19 protein-coding genes and 1 pseudogene are annotated in these 23,528 nt (G+C 69.4%); 12 read left to right on the forward strand and 8 right to left on the reverse strand.

Annotated elements, in window-relative coordinates; all coding sequences use genetic code 11:
• Positions 1 to 204: 204 nt before the first annotated feature.
• From ACZ4RZ_RS16300 to ACZ4RZ_RS16310, 3 genes are all read left to right on the forward strand, one after another.
• A complete protein-coding gene (locus ACZ4RZ_RS16300; RefSeq protein WP_467745124.1) occupies positions 205 to 483 on the forward strand; it encodes an Atu4866 domain-containing protein in 279 nt (92 codons plus the stop codon).
• A 115-nt stretch (positions 484 to 598) separates the two neighbouring features.
• On the forward strand, positions 599 to 772 hold the full coding sequence (locus ACZ4RZ_RS16305) for a hypothetical protein (RefSeq protein ID WP_467745125.1): 174 nt from the start codon (positions 599 to 601) through the stop codon (positions 770 to 772).
• Positions 773 to 866: 94 nt separating this feature from the next.
• Complete coding sequence (locus ACZ4RZ_RS16310) at positions 867 to 2,261, forward strand: amidohydrolase family protein (RefSeq protein ID WP_467745127.1); 1,395 nt, start codon at positions 867 to 869, stop codon at positions 2,259 to 2,261.
• A gap of 105 nt (positions 2,262 to 2,366) precedes the next feature.
• Here the strand turns inward: ACZ4RZ_RS16310 and ACZ4RZ_RS16315 are convergent, their stop codons facing one another.
• Entirely contained in the window at positions 2,367 to 3,122 is a 756-nt protein-coding gene (locus tag ACZ4RZ_RS16315; protein WP_467745128.1) for an Atu4866 domain-containing protein, read from the reverse strand.
• A gap of 192 nt (positions 3,123 to 3,314) precedes the next feature.
• Positions 3,315 to 5,177: a glycoside hydrolase family 76 protein gene (locus ACZ4RZ_RS16320; protein ID WP_467745129.1), complete on the reverse strand. Its 1,863-nt coding sequence runs from the start codon at positions 5,175 to 5,177 to the stop codon at positions 3,315 to 3,317.
• Between the two features lie 357 nt (positions 5,178 to 5,534).
• Between ACZ4RZ_RS16320 and ACZ4RZ_RS16325 the strand changes: the two genes are divergently transcribed.
• Complete coding sequence (locus tag ACZ4RZ_RS16325) at positions 5,535 to 8,444, forward strand: alpha-L-rhamnosidase-related protein (RefSeq protein WP_467745130.1); 2,910 nt, start codon at positions 5,535 to 5,537, stop codon at positions 8,442 to 8,444.
• 452 nt (positions 8,445 to 8,896) lie between these two features.
• On the opposite strand, the gene ACZ4RZ_RS16330 is transcribed toward ACZ4RZ_RS16325, so the two are convergent.
• Positions 8,897 to 9,229 carry an SDR family NAD(P)-dependent oxidoreductase gene (locus tag ACZ4RZ_RS16330; protein WP_467745132.1) on the reverse strand — a complete coding sequence of 111 codons (333 nt, stop codon included), beginning with the start codon at positions 9,227 to 9,229 and terminating at the stop codon, positions 8,897 to 8,899.
• Positions 9,230 to 9,662: 433 nt separating this feature from the next.
• Positions 9,663 to 10,538 carry a helix-turn-helix transcriptional regulator gene (locus ACZ4RZ_RS16335; RefSeq protein ID WP_467745134.1) on the reverse strand — a complete coding sequence of 292 codons (876 nt, stop codon included), beginning with the start codon at positions 10,536 to 10,538 and terminating at the stop codon, positions 9,663 to 9,665.
• 323 nt (positions 10,539 to 10,861) lie between these two features.
• Here ACZ4RZ_RS16335 and ACZ4RZ_RS16340 point away from each other — a divergent pair, with 323 nt between their 5' ends.
• From ACZ4RZ_RS16340 to ACZ4RZ_RS16370, 7 genes and pseudogenes are all read left to right on the forward strand, one after another.
• Entirely contained in the window at positions 10,862 to 11,731 is an 870-nt protein-coding gene (locus ACZ4RZ_RS16340) for a helix-turn-helix transcriptional regulator (RefSeq protein ID WP_467745135.1), read from the forward strand.
• 318 nt (positions 11,732 to 12,049) lie between these two features.
• Positions 12,050 to 12,262, forward strand: a pseudogene (locus ACZ4RZ_RS16345) (flavin reductase family protein); the annotation flags it as partial.
• A gap of 197 nt (positions 12,263 to 12,459) precedes the next feature.
• Positions 12,460 to 12,876: a YciI family protein gene (locus ACZ4RZ_RS16350; RefSeq protein ID WP_467745137.1), complete on the forward strand. Its 417-nt coding sequence runs from the start codon at positions 12,460 to 12,462 to the stop codon at positions 12,874 to 12,876.
• A complete protein-coding gene (locus ACZ4RZ_RS16355) occupies positions 12,876 to 14,021 on the forward strand; it encodes an RNA polymerase sigma factor (protein ID WP_467745139.1) in 1,146 nt (381 codons plus the stop codon). Before ACZ4RZ_RS16350 ends, ACZ4RZ_RS16355 begins: the two co-directional genes overlap by 1 nt.
• 598 nt (positions 14,022 to 14,619) lie before the next feature.
• Positions 14,620 to 14,904, forward strand: a complete 285-nt coding sequence (locus ACZ4RZ_RS16360; RefSeq protein WP_467745141.1) for a hypothetical protein — start codon at positions 14,620 to 14,622, stop codon at positions 14,902 to 14,904.
• A gap of 476 nt (positions 14,905 to 15,380) precedes the next feature.
• Positions 15,381 to 17,432 (forward strand): phosphocholine-specific phospholipase C, encoded by a 2,052-nt coding sequence (locus ACZ4RZ_RS16365; protein WP_467745143.1) that lies wholly within the window; start codon positions 15,381 to 15,383, stop codon positions 17,430 to 17,432.
• Between the two features lie 52 nt (positions 17,433 to 17,484).
• Entirely contained in the window at positions 17,485 to 18,339 is an 855-nt protein-coding gene (locus ACZ4RZ_RS16370) for an LURP-one-related family protein (protein ID WP_467745145.1), read from the forward strand.
• A gap of 92 nt (positions 18,340 to 18,431) precedes the next feature.
• Here the strand turns inward: ACZ4RZ_RS16370 and ACZ4RZ_RS16375 are convergent, their stop codons facing one another.
• Complete coding sequence (locus tag ACZ4RZ_RS16375) at positions 18,432 to 19,400, reverse strand: DMT family protein (protein ID WP_467745147.1); 969 nt, start codon at positions 19,398 to 19,400, stop codon at positions 18,432 to 18,434.
• Complete coding sequence (locus tag ACZ4RZ_RS16380) at positions 19,397 to 20,281, reverse strand: phosphatase PAP2 family protein (RefSeq protein ID WP_467745149.1); 885 nt, start codon at positions 20,279 to 20,281, stop codon at positions 19,397 to 19,399. Before ACZ4RZ_RS16380 ends, ACZ4RZ_RS16375 begins: the two co-directional genes overlap by 4 nt.
• A gap of 247 nt (positions 20,282 to 20,528) precedes the next feature.
• On the opposite strand from ACZ4RZ_RS16380, the gene ACZ4RZ_RS16385 reads away from it, so the two are divergent.
• Entirely contained in the window at positions 20,529 to 21,143 is a 615-nt protein-coding gene (locus tag ACZ4RZ_RS16385; RefSeq protein WP_467745151.1) for a TetR/AcrR family transcriptional regulator, read from the forward strand.
• Positions 21,144 to 21,312: 169 nt separating this feature from the next.
• Here ACZ4RZ_RS16385 and ACZ4RZ_RS16390 read toward each other — a convergent pair whose 3' ends face one another.
• Together ACZ4RZ_RS16390 and ACZ4RZ_RS16395 are read right to left on the reverse strand one after the other, a co-directional pair.
• Positions 21,313 to 22,317: a DUF2510 domain-containing protein gene (locus ACZ4RZ_RS16390; RefSeq protein ID WP_467745153.1), complete on the reverse strand. Its 1,005-nt coding sequence runs from the start codon at positions 22,315 to 22,317 to the stop codon at positions 21,313 to 21,315.
• A 55-nt stretch (positions 22,318 to 22,372) separates the two neighbouring features.
• Entirely contained in the window at positions 22,373 to 23,527 is a 1,155-nt protein-coding gene (locus ACZ4RZ_RS16395) for an anhydro-N-acetylmuramic acid kinase (RefSeq protein WP_467745763.1), read from the reverse strand.
• Position 23,528: the final 1 nt, after the last annotated feature.

The following is a 23,528-nucleotide window of genomic DNA, read 5'->3' on the forward strand; positions in this document are numbered from 1 at the left end:
CGGCCGCGTGCCGCTATGTCTATGTGGGCCTTCGCCCCCTTGCGGTCTGACGTCGACGCCCCCGCCGATCCCCTTCAGCCGCCCGCTGACACCCCTGCTCACGGGGGCGCGAACCCCAGAAGGTGGGTGCCGGACTCCCAGGAACGCCGCTCCTGAGAAAGTCGTGGCCTGGTTGGCCGTGCGTCGGGGCGTGACCGTAGAGCCATGAACGCGAACGCAACGCCTCATCCCTTCGTCGGCATGTGGGTGACGGCAGATGGCCACATCCGCCAGGAACTTCTCCCGAACGGCCGTTACGACGAAGCCCGGGGGAACCGGCAGAGCGCCTACACCGGCAGCTACACCGTCACCGGCAACCACATCGACTACGTCGACGACACCGGCTTCACCGCCACCGGTGACGTCCGGGACGGCGTGCTCTTCCACGAGCACCTTGTCCTGTATCGGGAGGACGCCGGCCGGCCGAACACCTCGCAGAAGTGAGCGCCGGGGCCCGTCAGGCCCGGGCGCGCCCCCGCCGGTGCGGAGGCCGTCGCCAAGGCCATACCCCGCCGCATTCTGACCGTGCTGCGCGCCGAAGGCCTGCGCGCCGGCGGCAGTGGCCGACTTCAACGGCGACGGGTGGAGCGATCGGGTCGTCGTGGCCACCGCGCAGTGGCAGGCGGACGGCCCGATCGAGCCGACCGTGGCCGAGCTGAGGCCGGGACCCTCTCGGCCTCCGGCCGGGGACAGCCCCTGCCACCGCGAGCTGTCCTGGGTGCGCCGCACCTAGGGAAACGGCGGCCTGGTTCCCGCGCGGGCACGGATCGAGTCTTGGACCAGAAGCCACTCGGCCCAGACCCACCTCCTCCCGAAAGGGGCCCACCATGAACAACAACGACACCACCAGCGCCGGCCTTCTCGACCAGCTGCGACGCCAGTCCACCGATCCGCGTCGGCGCGTTCTGTTCACCGGTGCCACCATCGTCACGATGGACCCGGAACTGGGCATCCTGCACAACAGCGACCTGCTCGTCGAGGGCGACGCCATCGCCGCGATCGGGCCGAACCTGACCGCGGACGGTGCGGTGGTCGTCGACGCCTCCGGCACGATCCTGGCCCCCGGCCTCGTCGATACCCACCGGCACGCCTGGGAAGCCCAGCTGCGCCGGATCATGCCCGACGTCGACGACCTCGGCGCCTACGTGATGTCCACGCTCGCCGGCTACGCCACCGTCTACCGGCCGGAGGACATGTACATCGGCACCAAACTGGCGGCGCTGACCGCGATCGACAGCGGCATCACCACCATGCTCGACTTCTCCCACAACTCCCGTACCCGCGAGCACTCCGACGCGGCGATCGAAGCCCTGCGGGACACCGGCATCCGAGGCGTCCACGCCTCCATGGGGCCGCACTTCGGAGAGTGGGACCGCCAGTGGCCGGCCGACCTGACCCGCCTCAAGGGCGAGTACTTCAGCAGTGACGACCAGCTGATCACGCTCCGCATGGCGACGCTGGCCACCGACGAGATCGCCGGCCCCGCCCTCGCCTATGGCCCCGAACTCGCCCGCACCGCAGCCGACTTGGGCATCGGCGTCAGCGTCGACGCGGTCTTCGGCGCCTCCTCGTCGGAGGCCGTGCTGTCCTGGGCCAAGCACGGCATCCTCGGCCCCGATGTCACCCTGATCCACGCCACCGGCCTGACCTCCGAAGCCTGGAAGGCCATGGGGGAGTTCGGTACGACGGTCGCCCTGGCGCCCACGTCCGACGCACAGATCGGCCTGGAGACGGCGATCCCCGCAGTGGACGAGGCGCTCGCCGTCGGCATCCGCCCCGGCCTGAGCATCGACGTCGAAGTCGCCCTCGCCAGCGACATGTTCACGCAGATGCGGGCCCTGCTCGTGATCCAGCGGATGCGTGCGGTCAACGCCGCCTACGGAACGGACGGCGATCTCTCCCGCATCACCACGCACGACGTCCTGGACTTCGCCACCCTCCAGGGCGCGCGGACCAACGGCCTGGGCGACGTCACCGGCTCCCTCACCCCCGGCAAGAAGGCCGACCTGCTGGTCGTCCAGGCCGAGGACCTCAACAACATGCCCCTCAACGACCCCATCGGCACCCTCGTGCTGGGCTCCGACGCCCGGAACATCACCGCCGTCCTCGTCAACGGCCGACCCCGCAAGTGGAACGGCCAGGTCCTCGACGTGAACCTGCCCGCACTGCGCAGCGAGGTCAACGGCTCGCGCACGTACGTGCTCAACACACCGGCCGGCTGACCGGAGTCGGGGGGAAGCGGACAGGCGAAGGCTCCAGCCCTCCACCTGATTGCGGGTGAGGGGCTGGAGCTCATTGCGTCCATCAAGGCCGGTACGGCCGCGGGGTCAGCCAAGCCGCATGGCGTAACCCGCGTGGTGCAGTTCCTCGCTCTGGAACTCCCCGAAGGCCCAGAATCCGAGGTCGTCCAGGTAGTCGATCCGGTTGCCGTCGATCCAGTAGCGGCCCTGGTAGGCGTGCGGGCGGCCGCCCCGGGTTTCGTCGTAGCGGCCGTCGGCGGTGAGCTCCTGGTTCAGGAAGTCGTTCTTGTCGATCCAGACGCCGACCCGCGGGCTGCCGGTCATGTCCTGAGCGGACGGGATTCCCGCCTGCGGCGCGGTGGGGCGGCCGGGGGCGTCGGTGCCGGCCCAGAGTACGGGTCTGCCTGCCGCGACCAGGGCGCGGACCTGCTCCGGGCGGGACAGGAGTGTGGCCTGTGCGCTCGCCACGTCGGCGGCGAGTTCGTCGGGCACGACGAGCAGGTCGCCGGAATTCCCCGGCGTCAGCGTCGCGACGTACTCCGAGCGGTGGCCACGTCCGCCGACCAGGGCGACCGTGTCCACGACGGCCGGCACGACGGTCATGCCCGTGCAGTCGACGACGATGGCGTTGTCGTCCTGTGCCGCGGTGACGATACCGGGGCCGACGCCCACGATCAGGGCGCCCACGAGCAGGACATCGGCGCCGGGCATGGTCCCGATCAGCGGGTCCATCGTCAGGACCCGGGCGTTGGTGAACAGGACGGGACGTCCCGCGTCGTTCGAGACGATCTCGTCGAAGGCCTTGCTGTTCCAGCTCACGGTGTCCGTGTGGGTGACGCTCATCGCCTGCTCCTCAGCTGAGTGGGTCCACCGGCCTGTGGAATGCGTCGAGCGCATTCGCGCCGGCCGAGGCGGGGTCGGCAGCTCTTTGCGGCTGCTCCAACGCCAGCCTGGTCGCGCACGGGGAACGGAACCAGGCCGCCGTATGCCCAGGAGTTCGGCACCCACCTTGCCGTGTCTCGGTCAGTGCGGTCGTCAGCCCGCGGCGCCGGTGAGCGCTCCGAGGGCACTGGCCTGGGTACGCCAGTCGGTCTGGTTGGGGCTGGTGCCGGCCCAGCGTTCACCGAGGGCGTTGAGGGAGCTGCGGTCCTGCGCCCACAGCGTGTCCGCCTGTTTCTGGACGTAACTCTGATAGATGCTGGAGCCGGTGGCCTTCGCGAGGTCGGCGAAGTTCCGCATGAAGATGCCCTTGAACTGCTTCTGGTTGTCGTCGCAGGACGCCGAGCCGATGTCGCAGGACTCGGTGAGCACTCCGTCCCGGGTCAGTGCCGGGCTGCTGATGGCGGCGTCGGCCAGGGTCCGCGCGGTGGCCAGCAGCGAACTGTCCCCGGTCGTCTTCCACAGTTCGGTGAAGCCACCGATGGCGAGTCCTTGGTTGTAACTCCACACGGTGCTGGCGTTGTTGGCGCAGGCCGAGGTCAGCCCGTCGTTCACCAGCCCCGAGGAGTTGATCATTCCGCTGGACCTGTACCAGGCGGCGGACGCCTCGGCCCGCTGGAGCCATACCGTGTCGCCCGGGATGCGCTGGTGCAGCGCGGTGGTCAGCCAGAGGTACTGTCCGTTCGTCACGGCGTTCTTGTAGGTGCGTTCCCGGTCCCACCACACGCCACCCCCGCAGGTGCCGCTGTCCCAGTACTGCTGGACGTAGTTGGCGATGGTGACGGCCTCGTCGAGGTAGCGGGAGTCGCCGGTGTAGTCGTACGCGTCGATCCAGGCGATGGCCCACCAGCCCGAGTCGTCGATGGAACGGCTGATGAAGTCGCCCTCAATCGCGTCCGAGCTGCGCACACCGGCGGCGAAGGCGCCCTTGTTCTGCTCGAAGGTGCGCGCGACGACCCAGTCGTAGTCGTGCGTGCCGGTGGTCCTGGCGAAGTCGACGAGGGAGGTGAGGGTGGCGGCGGAGTTCCACCAACTGCTGGGCCACCAGCCGTTGTACGGGTCGTACGAGGACATGAGCGCGTCTGCCGCGGCGCGCGCCCTGGTCGGCGCGGGCCTGACCCACGCGGTGCAGCTGCCCTCTTGGTGGTCGGCCTCCCGGCCGCAGGCGCGGACCGCGCCGCCGTAGAGGAGGCCGCGCGGATCGCGGGTGGCGTACATGGCGGTACGGGTGCCGGTGGCTCCGGACGGGATGCTGGTGCGGCCGAGGGAGGAGCCGTCCGGCCAGGTCGAGCCGCCGTCCCAGGAGCGGTCGAGCCAGATTTCGTCGCCGCCACCGCCGGTGTCGATGCTCGCCCAGGCCATGGAGTTCTTCTGGTCGACGTGCAATCGGATCGTGCGGCCGTAGAGGGTGGTGGACGGCACCGGCTGGTCGTCGCCGGCCGCCTGGCCGGCGTCGGTGCGGTCGCAGAGCGTGTCGCAGACGGTGGGGTAGGCCCAGTTCGTACAGCCGACGGCGGCGGCGTCGCCGCAGGCCCGGACCAGTCCGCGTCGGTGGTTGCGGGGATCGGTGATGTTGTACATCAGCGTCCTGGTGCCGGTCCAGGTTCCTGGGACGGCGGCCTTGCCGAGCAGTCCTTCCCAGGTGGCGCCGCCGTCCCAGGAGCGGTCCAGCCACACCGAGTCGCCGGTCACGCCGTCGTCGATGCTGGCCCACGCCATGTCGTCCGCGTCGGAAACGTGCAGTTCGAGGCGACGACCGTTGAGGTTCTTGGCCGGTACCGGAAAGCTCTCCTGCCGGGCCAGCGAGGGGTCCAGCGTGTCACAGGCCAGTACGCACACAGGGGTGGCGGCGGCCGCGGGCGTCGCGGCGGGGACCAGTGCCACACACGCGAGAACAGCCGTCAGCAGGAAGCTGAGGAGCCGCGATCTGACAACGATGTCGGCACCGTGCAAGGACACCGGAACTCGCCTCGATTTCACGATGGGGGATGCCGGTTGGCGTGCGTGGCCAGGGCCTATGGCTCTCACCGGGCCGTGCGGGAATCAAGCACTGGTCCATACCTGTTTCGGAGGCAGTGAACCGGCTTGGCGCGGCCCTGTCAATGCCCCCAACAGGGTTCCGTTCGAAGGCAGTTGGTGCTGGCCGCGACGGGTTGACACGCTGTTTTCGGGCGCACATCATCGGTGGAACTTCGATGAGGCTTCTCGTTCATCCAACTGCCCGATCAGTCACCGGGCCTCGCGGGCCGCAGTTTTGAATCGTTTCAGACGGTTGCATTCGTTTCCGTGTTCCCGAACGCGACACCGGAGGTTTCCATGCGTCGTCGTCCCCCGCTCAGCAGATCGCCAGGCCGGCACCACTTGCTCGCCCTCGCCCTCGCCATGGTCGTCGTCGCCGTGCTGGCCGCAGCCCCCGCGCCGTCCGCTGATGCCGCTCCTTCCCCATCCGCAGCGGCCTCGACGACCCCAACGGGTGTCAGCAAGGCGGCTCTTGACGACCTGAACTACTCGCCGACCTCCCGCACCCTCAAGCCGACCGGCGTGTACTCCACGTCCGGCAGCGTCGCGAACCCGCAGAACGTCCTCAGCGGACAGCCGACGCGGATCTCCGGCTCGCAGTCGGCCATCACCCTCGACTTCGGCAAGGAGATCGGCGGCCTGACAACGTTGTCCTTCGGTGCCGCCAGCAGCAGCGGCCAAAGGGTCGGCCTGGCTTTCAGCGAGTCGTCCCGGTACGCGGGCACCAACAGCGACCGGAGCAGCGGTCGCGACGGCGAGGACGGAGCGCTGTACGCCACGGCCTCCGCCAACGGCACCTACACGATGCCCACCGCGCGACTGCGCGGCGGCTTCCGCTACCTCACCGTCTTCCTCGACACCTCCGGCTGGGTGGACCTCAAGGGCGTCCGCCTCGACTTCACCGCGGCTCCGGGGAAGACCAACCCGGCCGACTACGCCAACTACTTCCACTCCAGCGACGACCTGCTCAACCGCATCTGGTACGCCGGGGCGTACACCGTGCAGCTCAACACGATCGCCTCCGACCAGGGCCGCGCCTGGCCCCCACCGGCCACGGAGTGGGACAACGGCGCCACCGTCGGTGTGGGCGACTCGGTCCTGGTCGACGGGGCCAAGCGCGACCGTACGGTGTGGCCCGGTGACCTGGGCATCGCCGTACCCACGCAGTACGCCTACTCGAGCGACCTCACCTCGACGCGCAACGCGCTCACCACGATGTACGACGCCCAGTCCGACGAGGGCGAAATCCCCTGGTCGGGACCGCCGTTCAACCTCACCGGCTCGGACACGTACCACATCTGGACACTTCTGGGCACAGCGACGTACTACACGTACTCGGCCGACCGGGCGTGGCTGGACTCCGAATGGGCGGACTACAAGCGGGGGATGGCCTTCATCACCGGCAAGATCGACGGAAACGACCTCCTCAATGTGACCCGCACTCAGGACTGGGCCCGAGTCGGCCAGGGCGGCGAGAACATCTCCGCCAACGCGCTGCTGTACGCCGCGCTCAAGAGCGGCGCCACCCTGGCCTCGGTCGAGGGCGACAGCGCGCTCGCCGCGAGCTGGGCCGGCAGGGCGGCCGCCGTCAAGACCGCGGCCAACTCCCGGCTGTGGGACGCGTCGAAGGGCATGTACAAGGACAACCCGACCAGCGGCCTGTACCCGCAGGACGGCAACTCGCTCGCGGTCTGGTACGGGCTCACCGACTCCGCCGCGAAGTCGCGGAGCATCGTCAGCCAACTCGCGACCCGATGGGGCGCCTACGGCCCCACCACGCCCGAATGGGGCGGCAACGTCTCGCCTTTCGCCGGCGGAATGGAGCTGAACGCCCACTTCACCGCCAACGACGACTACACCGCGCTGGCGCAGATCCGCCGAACCTGGGGCCACATGCTCAGCAGCGACATCGGCACCAGGAGCACTTTCTGGGAGGGCATCAAGGCCGACGGCGGCCTTGCCTACGGCGGTTCGTTCATGAGCCTGGCCCATGGCTGGTCCACCGCGCCCACCTCCACGCTCACCTTCGACGTGCTCGGTACCGCACCCGAGTCGGCGACCGGCGCGTACCGCTTCGTCCCGCACCCCGGCGACCTGACCAGCGCCGAGGGCCGCATCACCATGCCTCAAGGCGCCGTCAACGCCTCTTGGTCCCGCGTCCCCGCCGCCGGCACGTACGCGGCGCACCTCACCAGCCCGGCCGGCACCACCGGCCGCATCGGCGTCCCGAAGTTCGGCGGCGGCAACATCTCGGTTTCCGTGAACGGCAACGTCGTCTGGAGCAACGGAACCTTCACACCCACCCCAGGAATCACCGGCGCGAGCCAGGACGACACCTACGTCCACCTCACCGGCGTCGCTCCGGGCAGCTACACCGTGACCGCCACCGGACTGGGCAATCCGCCGGCACCCGCCGATCCCGCTACCGGCACGCTGCGGGCGGGCTTCGCCCGGTGCGCGGGAGAGGGCGGCACCTGCTCCTTCAGCGGCACCCGCGCGGTGGCCTACGGGGCAGGGACCTACACGTACAAAACAGTGACCGGCAGCACGGCCTGCGCCAGCACCGCGTTCGGAGGCGACCCCGCGCCAAATCTCCTCAAGTCGTGCTACGTCGCCGACGCGGGCGGCCCGCCCGGATACACCGCCTGCGCGGCCGAGGGTGGTAACTGCGCCGTGCCCGGCTACAACCGTGACGTCGTCTACGGCGCCAACGGCGATTTCTCGCACCAGGTCACCAACGGCTCCGTCGCCTGCACCAACGCTCACTTCGGCGATCCCATCGACGGAGTCGCCAAATCCTGCTACCTGGCGCCAGACGGAGGGCCGCCCGGTGGCTGGACCAAGTGTGCGGACCAGAACGGCACCTGCCCGGCCGTCGCGGGGCAGCCGGTGACGTACGGCGCCTTCGGCGCGTTCACTTCGATCTCGGCCGCCGGCGACACTCCGTGCACCGACGCAACGTTCGGCGACCCGATCCCCGGCGAGTCGAAGACCTGCTACACCGCCACCGGCGGCCCGGTCGGCTACACCGCGGCCTGCTCGGACGAAGCCGGGACGTGCACCTTCAGCGGACAGCGGACCGTCGCCTACGGCGCACGGGGCAGCTTCGTGTACAAGTCGTTCACCGGCGGCACCGGCTGCACGACAGCAGCATTCGGCACTGATCCGCTGCCAGGCGTACGGAAGGGCTGCTACCTCACTCCCTGAGGAGCGTCAGGACAGGACCGGGACGGCGAAGTCCACCGCCGGATTCCCCACCTGAACCGCCGGCAAGGGCCGGATCACTGAACCGGGGTACGGACTCCTCAAGGTCGGCCGGTCACGCATCGGGCCGGCCGACGCGAAGGGGCGCGACAGCCCCGGTCCCTGACCGCCACGCCCCGACAACACCCTTGCCGGCCGTTGCCGGACCATCACGCGAGGGCCTGGCAGGCAGCCGGGACAACAGCCATGCCGGACTGGTGTGGGCCTCGGAGAAGCTCCGGCAGCCGCCTCCAGTCGCACGTCTCCGCCGACGCGACATGGCGGGGGAGGGACAGCCGGGCGCTGTTCCTGGCCGAAGGCAACGGTCCAAACGTGGGCTCGGGCAAGCTCGTGCACATCGGTTCCTTCCTCACCGCCGAGCTGGGCGTGGTTCGCCCCGTCGATCCAGTCCAGCGTCACGTGGGCGGGGGTACGTTGAGGTCGAACAGCGACCGGGCCTCCGCGTCGGTGATCTCCTCCAACGCGCCGAGCAAGCCGCGGCCGGCGTTGTTGACCAGGACGTCGATGCCGCCGAACCGCTCCACGGCGCCCTCGACCGCCTGCGGGATGCTGCCGTTGTCCGTGACGTCCAGGGCGACCGCGAAGACCTGGTCGGAGTTCTTCAGATCGGCCGGCACACGCTCCGGATTTCGTACGGCGACCACGACATTGTTACCGCCTGCCAGGGCGGCGCGGGCGATTTCAGCACCGATTCCGCGGGAGGCGCCGGTGACAAACCACGTAGCCATGAGAAAAACCTCTTTCGTCGCTTCCCCTTTTCGGGGATTTCCTGTTGACGTATTTGAGTGTGCCCGTCGGCTACGGCGCTATGAAGGCTGTGCTTTTCCCGGGAGTCTCACACCTAGGAAGACGAGGCGTATGTCTGGGCGAAGTACCGAAGGTTGCGCAGCGAGCTCCGGTGGGCCCAGGACCAGCAGTTGCAGCAGGATTCGGGCCGTTCGGGGGAGCCGGATAGCGATCGATGCTGCCGCACCCAGACATGCGGCAGCTCGTTTTCCATCCGCTGACACCCGACGAGGCGCATCTTTTCGGTGAGTTTTTGGGTAGAATTCTGGGTGCCGGCGAGGGGAATACGCGATAACGGCTCGGGTTTTCCGCCCGTGAGTCCTACCGGGGCGCAGATGTGTCCGGACGGAGGCGGTTTTCCGGTGGCCGTCTGGCTCAGGCGTCGTGTGCAGGATTCTGCTGGTGAGGTACTTCAGGTGCGCTGATGGTGCCCAGCAGGGCCAGACCGTCCGCGGAGGGGGAGCCCGGTTCGGCCTGCAGGATGACCAGCTGCTGTCCCGGAGTGCTGCGGATGTTGAGGGCCTCATGCCGCAACTCCAGGTCTCCTACGCCGGAGTGGTACATCTGCTTGACGTCGTAGGGCGGGACCCGGGTGTACTCGCGTGCCCACAGGGAGCGGAACTCGCCGCTGCGCACCGACAGTTCGCCGACGAGTTCCAGGATGCGGGGATCCTCGGGGGCGTTCGCGGCCGTCTGCTGAAGGTCGGCGACCGCGCGATGCTTGGCCCGCTCCGCGTTCCTGTAGAAGGTCTTCGCCGCGGGGTCCAGGAAGAGCATGCGCAGCACGTTGTCGTGCTGTGCGAAGTCACGGTAGAGGGCGTCGGCCAATGTGTTGGTGGCCAGCAGGTCCTGGGCGTGCCCGATGATGAAGGCCGGCGTCCTGGTCCAGCTTTCGATCAGTTGCCGCAGGTGCGGGCGGACACGCTCGACCCGGAAGGGGGACTTCATGCGGCGGGTTGCCGGCTGGGCCAGCCGGAAGAGTTCCCGCTTGTCCTCTTCCTCAAGTTGCAGCACGCGGGCCATGGCCTCCAGCACCCGGAGTGAGGGGCTGAGTTCACGGCCCTGCTCGAGTCGGCTGTAGTAGCTCGGGCTGACACCTGCGAGCGCCGCGACCTCGTCGCGCCGCAAGCCGGGCACCCTTCGGCGTCCAGCGCTGGGCAGTCCTGCATCCCCGGGGCTGATGCGTTCCCTGTGGGAGCGGAGGAACTGACCCAGCCCTTCAACCGATTCAGGGCCCGCGTCGTTGTACATGCGGCCGAGGCTAGGCGGAAAACGCCCGGAAATGGTCTGCCGACGGTGGGTGCATTACACCCAGGATTGCGGGTCCACGGGTGGCGCAAGGACTTGACGGACGGGGAGAAGTCTCCCGGGTGTGCCTCGTGGTCGCGACGTGCGGGTCGCCCACGCTCCCAACCGCTCTCCTGGCAACAGCTCAGCCACCGCAGCGAGCCACGCAGGCCGGGGAAATCCCACTAATTGAGACAGTGAACTACTTTGTGTATAGGTCATGCGACCTGATGTCATATTGCGCGACCGACACTTCTCGCCGGCTGGAAACCATCTAGTCTTGCCGCATGAGCAATGGGACACCTTTGGGTGATTTCCTCAGAGCCCGCCGCGAGGCCCTCAAGCCCCAGGATGTCGGTCTGCCCGAATACGGGCGACGTCGGGTGCCGGGACTGCGCAGAGAGGAAGTCGCGCTGCTCGCCGGAGTCAGTTCCGACTACTACATCAGGCTGGAACAGGGGCGCGAAAACAGCCCGTCCCCGCAGGTACTCGAGGCTGTGGCGCAGGCGCTGAAACTGGATGCGGAGGCTGCTGACCATCTCAACCGCCTCTGCCTCACCGCCTCGCAGCGCCCGCGCGACTGGGGCGCGGCGGACGTCAGCCAGCAGTTGTTGCAGCTGATGGACGGATGGGAGCACACTCCGGCCTTCGTGGTCGGCCCGGCCCTCGACATCTTGGCGGCCAACTCCCTTGCCAGGGCCCTCCACAGTGGGTTCGACCAGTTCGACAATCTCGCCCGTATGGTGTTTGTCGACCCGGCAGGGCGCGAGTTCTACCAGGAATGGGAGCGAGCCGCGCACTCCTGTGTTGCCGAAATCAGGGCCGCCTACGGCCGCGATCCCGAATCGGCTCGCATCGCCGACGTTGTGGCGGAACTGTCCGCCCGGAGCGAGGAGTTCGCCGGGATGTGGCAGATGCACGAGGTCAAGAGCAAATCCCAGGAAGGGAAGCATCTCAAGCACCCTCAAGTCGGAGACTTGCACATCAAGTTCGCGGCTTTCACGGTCAATGGGGCTCCGCATCAGCAACTGGTGGTTTATCAGGCCGAACCGGCCAGTCCGACGGCGGCCGCCTTCGAGACGCTGAGGGCGATGGCCGCCGAACCGAAGCAGGCCCAGGCAGCTGTGCCCGTGGCCGACCTCGCCGTCAAGGAGTAGGAGCGGCGAGCATGTGAGACCGGGTGGAGGCTGGTCCTGCCCCACCCGGGAACGATGCGGCCTTCATAGCGGTGTGTCCGTCTGCCGACACTCGAGTCGACAGGCAGCGCGCCGGCTCGGACGCCGACGCGCGGATCGCACGGCGCCAGGAGCAGACATGATCACCGTGAAGGGCCTTCAGCCCCACCCCCTGGACCAGGTTCACCGTCTGATCGAACCTGGCCCCGTCATCCTGGTCACCACCCGACACCGCGGAATCCCGAACGTGATGACCAACGGGTTCAACATGATGGTGCGTCATGACCCGCCTCTGATTGCGTGCACCATCGGCCCTGGGACTACAGCTACCAGGCCCTGGTCGAAACCGGCGAGTGCGTCATCTCGATCCCGACGGGGGACATGGCAGCCACCGTGGTCGACATCGGCAACTGCCCGGGCGCAGATGTGGACAAGTTCGAGGAGTTCGACCTGACCGCCGTAGCCGGTGAGGAGGTCCAGGCACCGCTCGTGGCCGACTGCTTCGCCAACATCGAGTGCAGGGTGGCCGGCAGCAGACTCGTGGCCCCCTACAGCCTCTTCCGCGGGACGCCGACATCGCGAGACGGCTCACCCAGGCTCCTCTACGAGAGCCAAAAAATTCGGACGGCGATGTCGAGAACCCGTGACTGGCTCCGTCCCTGCAGTGAACGCGACCACAATGGGTCGCACCAGCACCGAGGAGAAACACGATGGCCAAGTACTTGCTGCTCAAGCACTACCGCGGCGCCCCGGCCTCGGTCAACGACGTGCCCATGGACCAGTGGACGCCGGAGGAGATCTCGGCCCACGTGCAGTACATGCGCGACTTCGCGGACCGGCTCGAGGGGACCGGCGAGTTCGTCGACGGTCAGGCGCTCGCCCCCGAGGGGACGTTCGTCCGGTACGACGGCGAGGGTCGCCCGCCCGTCACCGACGGCCCGTTCGCCGAGACCAAGGACCTCATCGCCGGCTGGATGGTGATCGACGTCGACAGCTACGAGCGCGCCGTCGAGCTGGCCGGGGAGCTGTCGGCCGCCCCCGGGGCGGGCGGCAAGCCGATCCACGAGTGGCTGGAGCTGCGCCCGTTCCTGACCGCGACGCCCACCATCACGGAGTGCCCTCATTGATGAACGAGGCCCTGCTGAGGAGCCTTTCGCCGAGCGTGCTCGCCATCCTCGTCCGCCGCGGAGCCGACTTCGCGGCGGCCGAGGACGCCGTTCAGGACGCGCTCATCGAAGCGGTGCGCGTCTGGCCGGCCGACCCGCCGCGGGATGCGAAGGGCTGGCTGGTTACCGTGGCCTGGCGCAAGTTCCTCGACGCGACCCGGGCGGATGCCGCCCGCCGTCGGCGTGAGGACCTCGTCGACGAGGAGCCGGCGCCCGGGATCGCGCCCGCGGTGGACGACACGCTCCAGCTCTACTTCCTGTGCGCTCACCCGTCGCTGACGCCGTCGTCCGCGGTCGCGCTCACGCTGCGCGCCGTCGGCGGGCTGACCACGCGCCAGATCGCCCAGGCCTACCTGGTGCCCGAGGCGACCATGGCGCAGCGCATCAGCCGCGCCAAGCGCACCGTCTCCGGCGTGCGGTTCGACCAGCCCGGCGACGTCGCCACCGTGCTGCGTGTCCTCTACTTGGTCTTCAACGAGGGCTACTCCGGCGACGTCGACCTCGCCGCCGAGGCCATCCGGCTCACCCGGCAGCTCGCGGCCGCGATCGACCACCCCGAGGTGGCGGGGCTGCTCGCCCTCATGCTGCTCCACCACGCCCGGCGGGCCGCCCGGACCGCGCCCGACGGCAGTCTGGTACCGCTCGCCGAACAGGACCGCGGCCAGTGGGACACCCCCTCGATCGCCGAGGGCGTCGAGATCCTGCAGGCGGCCCTCGCCCGCGACCGGCTGGGCGAGTTCCAGGCCCAGGCCGCCATCGCCGCCCTCCACGCCGACGCGCCCACCGCCGAGGAGACCGACTGGGTGCAGATCGTCGAGTGGTACGACGAGCTCGCGCGCCTGACCGACAGCCCGGTCGTCCGGCTCAACCGCGCGGTGGCCGTCGGCGAGGCCGACGGACCGCGCGCCGGCCTGGCGGCGCTCGTGGCGCTGGACGACTCACTGCCCCGCCACGCCGCGGTGGCGGCGTACCTCCACGAGCGCGACGGCGACCTGGCGACGGCGGCACGGCTGTACGTCGAGGCGGCCCAAAAGGCACCCAACCTCGCCGAGCGCGACCACCTGACGCGCCAGGCCGCCCGGCTCAACGCCCGTCGGAGTCGCTGACCGGTCGCGTTCGGATTTTCCCCCGGCACTTGGCGCGGCCCCGTGGCCAGAGTGGTCGCCTCACAGTGAGTAGGCGGGTCGAGACCTTCTGCTCGACGCGTTGCCGGCGGGGAAGCCCAGCGGCGACGACATACGCGCTGGAGGCGTGGTGTCTCCATGGACCCGCCCGCTGAAGTGTCCGGTAAAGGTGACCCATCTGCGACGGTTCGGCGGCCTGACAAGCGGCTCACCCAGGCGCATCTACGAAGAGCCGCTACGAGCGCAAGGCCGAACACCGCCTCCCGCCGCCGAACTACTGGCCCCTCTGCCGTGACCGTACGTCTGTCCGTCGGGCCGCTCCCGCCGAGCAACTGTCGTGGGCGCTCCACCGGCTGGATCGCAAGGAATACGGACTTGACCTGTCGAGCGACAGCTCTCTCTGCACACGCCCGCATCGCGCCTTGGGAGAGCTGTCCGGCCCGGGTCATCAGCACTGGCCGCCATTCAGAGCACCGGCTGAACCCTTCCGGTGATTTCCGGACGACTCGCGAGCCGAGCACCCGTCGCAGGGGTACGGCGTCTCCGCAGCAGATGCCCCGGACTCGTGAGGAGATCAGCCGTGTACGCAGCCGTCAGACGATATGAAGGGGTGGCCGATCCGGCCGAGGCAGGGCGTCGGGTGAACGAGGGATTCGTGCCGCTCATCCGTCAGATCCCCGGTCTCCTGGCCTACTACTGGGTCGACGCCGGGAACGGAGTCATGGTCTCGACCAGCGTCTTCGAAAGCGAGACGGGGGCCGAGGAATCGATCAAGAAGGCGGCGGTCTTCGTGCGGGACAACCTCGCTTCGCTGCTCCCCAACCCTCCCCAGGTCATGTCCGGCCAGGTCGTGGCTTCCGCATAGGGAAGCCGCTCAGGCCAGGCCGCTGCATTCGCCGCCTGCCACTGGTTCCTGGCAAAGGAGGTCATGTGGGGCATGGCGCTCCCGTCCTCGAAGGCGGGGCCTCGTCGCCCCGCTGGGCAACAGATTCGTGACGGCGGCCGGGGCCGGGCAAGGCGGCTTCCGTCAGACAGAAGCCCACGTCGCAGGAGGATCCGCGTTCCTTGCACCGGCCGTCGGCCGACGCTCCGTACCCTTCGAATCGGCCGTCGGCCGACGCTCCGAATCCCTCGAATCGGCCGTCGGCCGAGGTGCCGAACGCCTCGACACGGCCGTCGGCTGACGATCCGTCCGAAACCGTTCGCCTCGCGTACCGCCGACTTTCACATGGGGTCCACAGGACCCTTCCCTGACGTTTGGTGCTCTTGGAACACTCCAACCGCGCACGTTCCATCAGCATCCGGCCGACCGGGCCCGTCAGGACAAGAGGTCACTCACTCATGCCTCAAGTGAATCGGCGCCGTTTCCTTCAACTCGCCGGCGGTACCGCGGCGTTCACCGCGCTGTCCAGCAGCATTCAGCGGGCCGCGGCGCTGCCCGCGCACCATCGTTCCGGCACGATCGACGACGTCGAGCACATCGTCGTTCTCATGCAGGAAAACCGTTCTTTCGACCACTACTTCGGCTCGCTGAGAGGCGTCCGGGGCTTCGGTGACCCGCGTCCGGCCACGACGTCGGGCAGCAAGTCGGTCTGGTACCAGTCGGACGGCACCAAGGACGTGCTTCCGTTCCGGCCCGAGGCGGACAATCTGGGTCTGCAGTTCATCCAGGACCTCCCGCACGGCTGGAGCGACGGACACACCGCCTTCAACAAGGGCAAGTACGACAAGTGGGTGCCCGCCAAGTCGTCGACGACGATGGCGTACCTGACCCGCGAGGACATCCCGTTCCACTACGCGCTCGCCGACACGTTCACCATCTGCGACGCGTACCACTGCTCGTTCATCGGCTCCACCGACCCGAACCGCTACTACATGTGGACGGGGTATACGGGGAACGACGGCAAGGGCGGCGGGCCGGTCCTCGGCAACGACGAGGTGGGGTACGACTGGACGACGTACCCTGAGCGCCTCGAAGCGGCCGGGGTCTCCTGGAAGATCTACCAGGACGTCGGCGACGGCCTGGACGCGAACGGCTCCTGGGGCTGGATCTCCGACGCGTACCGCGGCAACTACGGCGACAACTCGCTGCTGTACTTCAACCAGTACCGCAACGCCAAGCCCGGCGACCCGCTCTACGACAAGGCCCGCACCGGCACCGACGCCCGCAAGGGCGAGGGCTTCTTCGACCAGCTGAAGGCCGACGTCCAGGGCAAGAAGCTGCCCAAGATCTCCTGGATCGTCGCACCCGAGGCGTTCACCGAGCACCCCAACTGGCCTGCCAACTACGGCGCTTGGTACATCTCCCAGGTCCTCGACGCGCTCACCTCCGACCCCGAGGTGTGGAGCAAGACGGCCCTGTTCATCACGTACGACGAGAACGACGGCTTCTTCGACCACCTCGTGCCGCCGTACCCGCCGCAGTCCGCCGCGCAGGGCAAGTCCACGGTCGATGTCGGCCCGGACCTCTACAAGGGTGACGCGAGCCGCACGGCCGGCCCCTACGGCCTCGGCCAGCGCGTGCCGATGCTCGTCGTCTCGCCGTGGAGCAAGGGCGGGTTCGTCTGCTCCGAGACGTTGGACCACACCTCGATCATCCGGTTCATGGAGCGCCGCTTCGGCGTCCACGAGCCGAACATCTCGCCCTGGCGGCGCGCGATCAGCGGTGACCTCACCGCCGCGTTCGACTTCGCGCGCAAGGACACGAAGCCGGCCGCGCTGCCGGACACCGACGGCTACCAGCCGCCGGACCACGACCGTCACCCCGACTTCGTGCCCACCCCGCCCGCGAACCCGGTCCTGCCCAAGCAGGAGCGCGGCTCGCGCCCGGCCCGCCCGCTGAAGTACGCGCCCCTCGTGGACGGTTCGGCCGACCCGGCGGCCGGCAAGTTCACGCTCACCTTCGGCTCGGGCGCCAAGGCCGGCGCCGCCTTCCTCGTCACCTCCCAGAACCGCACCGACGGCCCCTGGACGTACACCACCGAGGCGGGCAAGACGGTCTCGGACACCTGGAACTCGGTGTACTCGAACGGCTCGTACGACCTCACCGTGCACGGACCGAACGGCTTCCTGCGCACCTTCAAGGGCCCGGGCAAGGTCGCCGGACCCGAGGTCACCGCGCGGCATGTCGGGAGCGATGTGGAGCTGACCTTCACCAACAAGGGCTCCGGCACGGTCGTCCTCAAGCTCACCAACGGCTATGGCGGAAAGTCGCTGTCGTTCAAGGTGCGTGCGGGCGCGACCGTTCGGCACACGGTCGATCTGCGGGCGAGCAGGCGCTGGTACGACCTGACCGTCGTGTCCGACGCGGACGCCGGCTTCTTGCGCCGGTTCGCCGGACATGTCGAGAACGGTCGGCCCGGTGTGAGCGACCCGGCGATCGTCACCGCCTGATGATTACCCAAGTGCCGGTTGCTTTCCGGCCATCTCGCGGTAGTGTGCCCCGGTGACCACGCATTCGAACACTCCTGCAGGTTGGTACCCGGATCCGCACGGGGCGCCCCAGACGTTGCGTTACTGGGACGGCTCGCAATGGACCGAGCACACGAATGCGGACCAGCAGGCCCAGGCGGCACAGCAGGTACCGCAGCAGGCCCAGCAGCCCCAGCAGGCGTACGCCCAGCCCGCTCCGGGTCCCGACCCGCGCGTGCAGAAGCAGGTGCAGCAGCAGGCCGGGGTCGCGCCCAGCGGCGCCGGCGGCGGCAGCCTGTTCACCGAGCCGGTCCTGGTGGTGAACCAGAAGGCCAAGCTGATCGAGGTGACCAACGAGTACAAGGTCATGGATCAGAACGGCAACCAGATCGGCTCGGTCACCGAGGTCGGTCAGAACGCGTTCAAGAAGGTCCTGCGCTTCGTCTCCAGCCTCGACCAGTTCATGACCCACAAGTTGGAGATCCGTGACGCGTACGGCCAGCCGCAGTTGCTGCTGACGCGCCCGGCCAAGTTCCTCAAGTCGCGGGTGATCGTGTCGCGTCCGGACGGCTCGCCGGTCGGCGAGATCGTGCAGCAGAACATGATCGGCAAGATCAACTTCGCGATGAACGTCAACGGCCAGCAGGTCGGTGCGATCAAGGCGGAGAACTGGCGCGCCTGGAACTTCGCGATCGTCGACCACGCCGACAACGAGGTCGCCCGGATCACCAAGACCTGGGAAGGCCTCGCCAAGACGATGTTCACCACTGCGGACAACTACGTTCTGCAGATCCACTTCCAGCTCCCCGAGCCCCTGCTGAGCCTCGTCGTGGCGACGGCGCTGACCGTCGACACGGCGCTCAAGCAGGACTCCCGAGGACTGGGCTGACATCGCCTTCGCCATTCGGCACTCGGCATGAGGAAGGGCGGTTGCGGATCTCCGCAACCGCCCTTCTTGCCGTCGGCGTCAGAGAGCCGACGCTAGAGAGCCGTCAGGTGGCCCGAATTGGGCTGCTTGGGCACCAACGAGGGCTCGTACGCCGCCGATCCGGGCTCCAGGGCCAGCACCGCGGCGACGGGGTGATCGTCGTCCACCAAGCCGTCCACCGAGTCAGCCGTCAAGGGCACGGGCTCCGGGGCCGACCGTGACAGTGTCACCACACCCCACGCCGCTACTCCCGCTCCCGCGAGCGCCAGCAGTACGCCTGCCGCGCCGCCCTGAAGGCGTTCGCCGAGCAGGGACAGGCCGATCACCACGGCGGCCACCGGGTTGGCGAGTGTCACGACGGCGAGCGGTGCGCCGAGACCGCCCTGGTACGCGGTCTGCGACAGGAGGAGTCCGCCCGCCGCGAAGGCCGCCACGAGCAGCGCCACCACGACCACTTGGGCGCTCAGCAGCGAGTCCGAACGGTCCGTCGCGGCCACCGTCACGGTCTGTGTGAGCGCCGAGGCGACACCCGAGGCGAACCCGGACGCGGTCGCGTGCCGCAGCCCCGGCCGTGCTCCCGGTCGTGACAGACCGCCGATCAGCACGGCGGTCGTACCGGCGACAGCCAGCGCCTGCGGCACGCTCAGCACGTCGTCGGGCGCGGGCCCGGACGCCGTGACGAGCAGCGCGGCGAGGCCGAGCAGCGTAAGTGCCGTACCGCGCCACTCGACCGCGCTGACCCGTCGTCCGGCCACCCGAGCCCCCAGCGGCACCGCGGCCACCAGGGTGAGCGCTCCGAGCGGCTGCACCAGCGTGAGCGTGCCGTACTTGAGCGCGGCGACATGCAGCAGCGCGGCGGACGCGTTGAGCACGACCGACCACCACCAGGCTCCGCTGGCCAGCAGCCGCAGCGTGCCCGAGCCGGCGGACCGGGAGGCGAGCCGCTCCTGGGCGACGGCCGCGGCGGCGTACGCGACGGCCGAGAACAGGGACAGGACGACGGCGGCGAGAGTCGCGCTCATCGCCCCGCCCCCACGAGCTCCGGCACTTCCTGCACGGGAGCGTCGGCGCGCTCCTGGAGCCGTCCGGCGGTCGTCGCCGTCCGGTGCGGCAGGTGGATCACGGCGAGCGCGATGCCGAGCAGCGCGGCCGCGACGACGGCGTCGAACCAGTAGTGGTTCGCCGTGCCGACGATCACCAGCAGGGTGAGCAGCGGATGCAGCAGCCACAGCCAGCGCCACCGGGACCGAGTGGCCGCGATCAGGCCGATCGCCACCATCAGCGCCCAGCCGAAGTGCAGTGACGGCATCGCCGCGAACTGGTTCGCCATCGAATCGGTCGCCGGGTGCGCCCCGTACACCGTGGGCCCGTACACCTGCCCGGTGTCCACGAGCCCTGCCTCGCCGAGCAGCCGCGGCGGCGCGAGCGGGAAGGTGAGGTGCCCCACCAGGGCGGCAGCGGTGACCACGGCGAGCACTCGGCGGGCCCAGACGTAGTGGGCCGGGCGCCGCAGATACAGCCAGACCAGGAAGGCCGCGGTGGCCGGGAAGTGCACCGTCGCGTAGTAGGTGTTCGCGATGTGCACGAGGGTGTCGCTGTGCAGCAGTGCGGTCTGCACGGCGCCCTCGCCCGGCAGGTGCACGGCCCGCTCCAGGTCCCACACGCGGTGCGCGTTGCCGAACGCCTCGCCGGTGTGGCCGGTGGCCAGCTGCCGGCCGACCTTGTAGACGACGAAGAGCCCCACGACGAGCAGGAGCTCGCGAAGGAGCGGCGGGCGCGCCGAGGTGTCGTGCGCGTGCGATGCGGAGGCGTCGCCCGGGGGCGACGCCCGCCGTATGGCCGCGTCGGGCGGCTCCGGTTCTGAGGCGGACTCGGATTCTGCAGGCTCGGTTCGGGAATCCATCCCCCGGCCCCCTTGCTGACGGTCTTGCGTGGGGTGGTGCGCGGTGAGCCCAGGACAGGATCCACTCGACAGAAGAGTGGATCCTGTCCAAGGCTCATCGATACGGCAGTGTACCGATACGAGCGTGTACCGATACGCTAGTGTACCGATACGCAGCCGTACCGGTACACTGACGTATCGATTAGACTGTGTGAAGCAGAACACCGTGGATCACCGAAACGAGCCCGAGTCAGCGAGGAGAAGAGCCATGACGTCGCAGGCCGCGGACGGACCGGAGACGGTCGTCGCCTCGCGCCGCTCCAAGATCACGCCGGAGCGTGAGCAGGAGTTCTACGACGCCGTGCTCGACCAGATCCGCGCATGCGGCTATGAGGCGCTCACCATGGAGGGCGTGGCCGCGAGCACCCGCTGCAGCAAGTCCACGCTCTACCGCCAGTGGAAGACGAAGCCCCAGTTCGTGGCCGCCGCGCTGCGCGCCAACCGCTGTCCGCGGTTCACGGGGATCGACACCGGCTCGCTCGCCGAGGACCTGCGCGAGGCCGCGCGGGCCGCGGGCGACTGGTCGGGCCGCGACACCCAGCTGCTCCAGGCGCTCGGTCATGCCGTGATGCAGGACAGGGAGCTGCAGGAGGCGTTGCGCGACGCGCTCGTCGAGCCCGAGATCGCCGCGGTCAGGCAGATGATCGCCCGCGCGGTCGACCGGGGGGAGATCGCCGCCGACCACCCGGCGCTCGAGTTCATCCCGGCACAGCTGTTCGGCGTCGTGCGCGTACGCCCCGTTCTGGAGGGCAAGTACGCGGATTCCGACTATCTCTCACAATTCGTGGAGGCGGTCGTGCTGCCGGCCCTCGGCCTGACCTGAGACTCAGGTCGCCGTCCGCGGGATGACCGGACGTCGGCCTGTAACGCGCCGCACCGTGGGGACGGGGGCGGCGCGCACCCCCGGCCGGGTGGGGTTCCCCTTGAGCGGAGGGGCGCCCCACCCGGCCGAACTCTTTCCGTCCAAGCGACCCCGGCCTTGCCGGGGTCGCTCAGACGTTCTGCCCGTTGCCGCCGGCCCCGGGCGCCGCCTTGATCCCCTTGGTGATCGTGTCGATCACCGACTGCTTGGGCGCCTTGGAACTGACGTCGACACCGAAGCGGACGACGACGAGCGACTTGGAGTCGGCGGGGGAGGGGAAGACGAGCGACTGGACGTAGCCGTCGTCACCCTTGCTCGTCACGACCTTCCAGCGGACCAGATAGCCCTTCTCACCGGCCACCGTGACCGCCTTCGAGGCGAGCTCCGTGTGCGAGCTGATCGTGCCGTAGCCCTTGCCGTACGACTCCTTGGCGTTCTTGGCGATGTCCTCCTTGGCCGCCGCCTCCGCCGTGGTGGACTTGAGGCCCTGTGCCAGCGCGGGAGCCGAGTACGCTCCGCCCCGCTGGCACTTTTCCGAGGTGGCTCCCGGGCACGTGTACGTGTCCTTGGTGGAGATCGCGGCGCCGACCGTGACGGTCTGGCCGGTCCAGCCGTCGGGCACCGGGATGCTGATGCCGCTGACCGGGTCGGTGGCGTAGCCGTCCTCGGTCTGCGGCTGCCCTGACTGGCCGGGCGCCGGGGTCTGGCCGCCCGAACCGCCGGGAGCGCCGCCGGGTCCCCCCGACTCGCCGCCCTGTCCGCCCCAGGGTGCGCCCGAGCCACCCTGTCCGCCCCCGGGGCCGCCCTGCCCGCCGGGACGCTGGGAATTGGCGCTGTTGCCGCTGTTGCCGTCGTCCTTGGTCAGCGCGTACACACCGCCGCCGATGCCCGCGAGGACCGCGATCGCCGCGGCGACCGCTATGCCCATGCGCAGTCCGCGCCGCGGCGAACCCGGGGCGAGAGCCGGATACGGTCCAGCGGCCGGCGGGTGCGCCGGGGGACCCCATGCGGCGGCCGACCCGACGGGGCGGGTCTGGTCCGTCCATGCCTTACCGTCCCACCAGCGCTCGGTGGCGGGAGCGTCATCTGTCTGCCCGGGGTCGGGATACCAGCCGGGAGGAGTCACCTGCGTCATGGTGCCCACCGTATGAGCCTTGGGTGAAAGGCGGATGAGAGGGCCCCGCCAGGAGTCACTTCAGGTTCAGCCGTACGGGCGTCCGGTCTCCCCGCGGCGGCAGCCGCAGCCCGTCCCTGCCCGGGGTGATCGACCCGAGCACGCTGGGATGCCGGGCCCCGGTGCTCGCCGGATCGGTGCCCGCGAGCCCGTGCAGCGTCAGAAACCCCAGTACGGCGAAGGCGTACGCCTCCTTGGCGGCCGATGGCAGCCCCAACTCGTCGGAGGTGCGCAGCACCACCCCGGGGAGTTCCTCGCCCAGCATCGCCATGAGTACGGGATTGCGGGTGCCGCCGCCGGAGGCGATCACCTCTGTGGCCCGCACCGCGCGCACGGCGTCGGCGACCGTCCGTGCGGTGAGCCGGGTGAGGGTCGCGATGACGTCCTCGGCGGTGAGCGTCCCGGAACCCGCCAATGCGTCCCGCAGATAGCCGAGATGAAACAGCTCCTTGCCGGTCGTCTTGGGTGCGGGCAGGGCGTAGTACGGCTCGGCGAGCAGGCGCCGGAGCAGCGGCTCGTGTTCAGTGCCGCGGGCGGCGAGTGCGCCGTCCACGTCGTAGTCGAGGCGTCCTCCGCTCAGGCCCCGTGCCGCCGCGTCGACGAGCGCACACGCGGGCCCGGTGTCGAAGGCGGTGCCGTCCGGCGCGGTGAGGTTGGCGATGCCGCCGAGGTTCAGTGCCACCGGCGTCCCCGGCCGGCCGCGCAGCCACAGCAGGTCGACCAGGCTCACCAGCGGCGCGCCCTGGCCGCCCGCGGCGATGTCACGCGGGCGGAAGTCGGCGACCACGGGCAGCCCGGTCGCCTCGGCGATCCAGGCGGGCTGCCCGAGCTGGAGGGTGCCGTGCACCTGCCCGTCCGCCGCCCAGTGGTAGACGGTCTGGCCGTGCGAGGCGACCAACTCGCCCTCCCCGTCGCACAGTTCACGGTTTGCCCGGACAGCTGCCGCCGCGAAGGCCTGCCCGATGAGGGTGTCCAGGCGGCACACCTCGGCCAGGCTGGTGGGGGCCGGAGGCAGCGCCGCCGCGAGCGCGTCGCGCAGTCCGGCGTCGTACGCCTCGCTGACAAGCCCGAGCGGCCGCAGTACGAGGCTGTCCCCGTCGAGGGTCAGCTCGGCGGCCGCCGCGTCGATCGCGTCGTACGACGTGCCGGACATCAGGCCGATCACCTGCACC

Source organism: Streptomyces sp. NPDC027189, assembly GCF_055566975.1.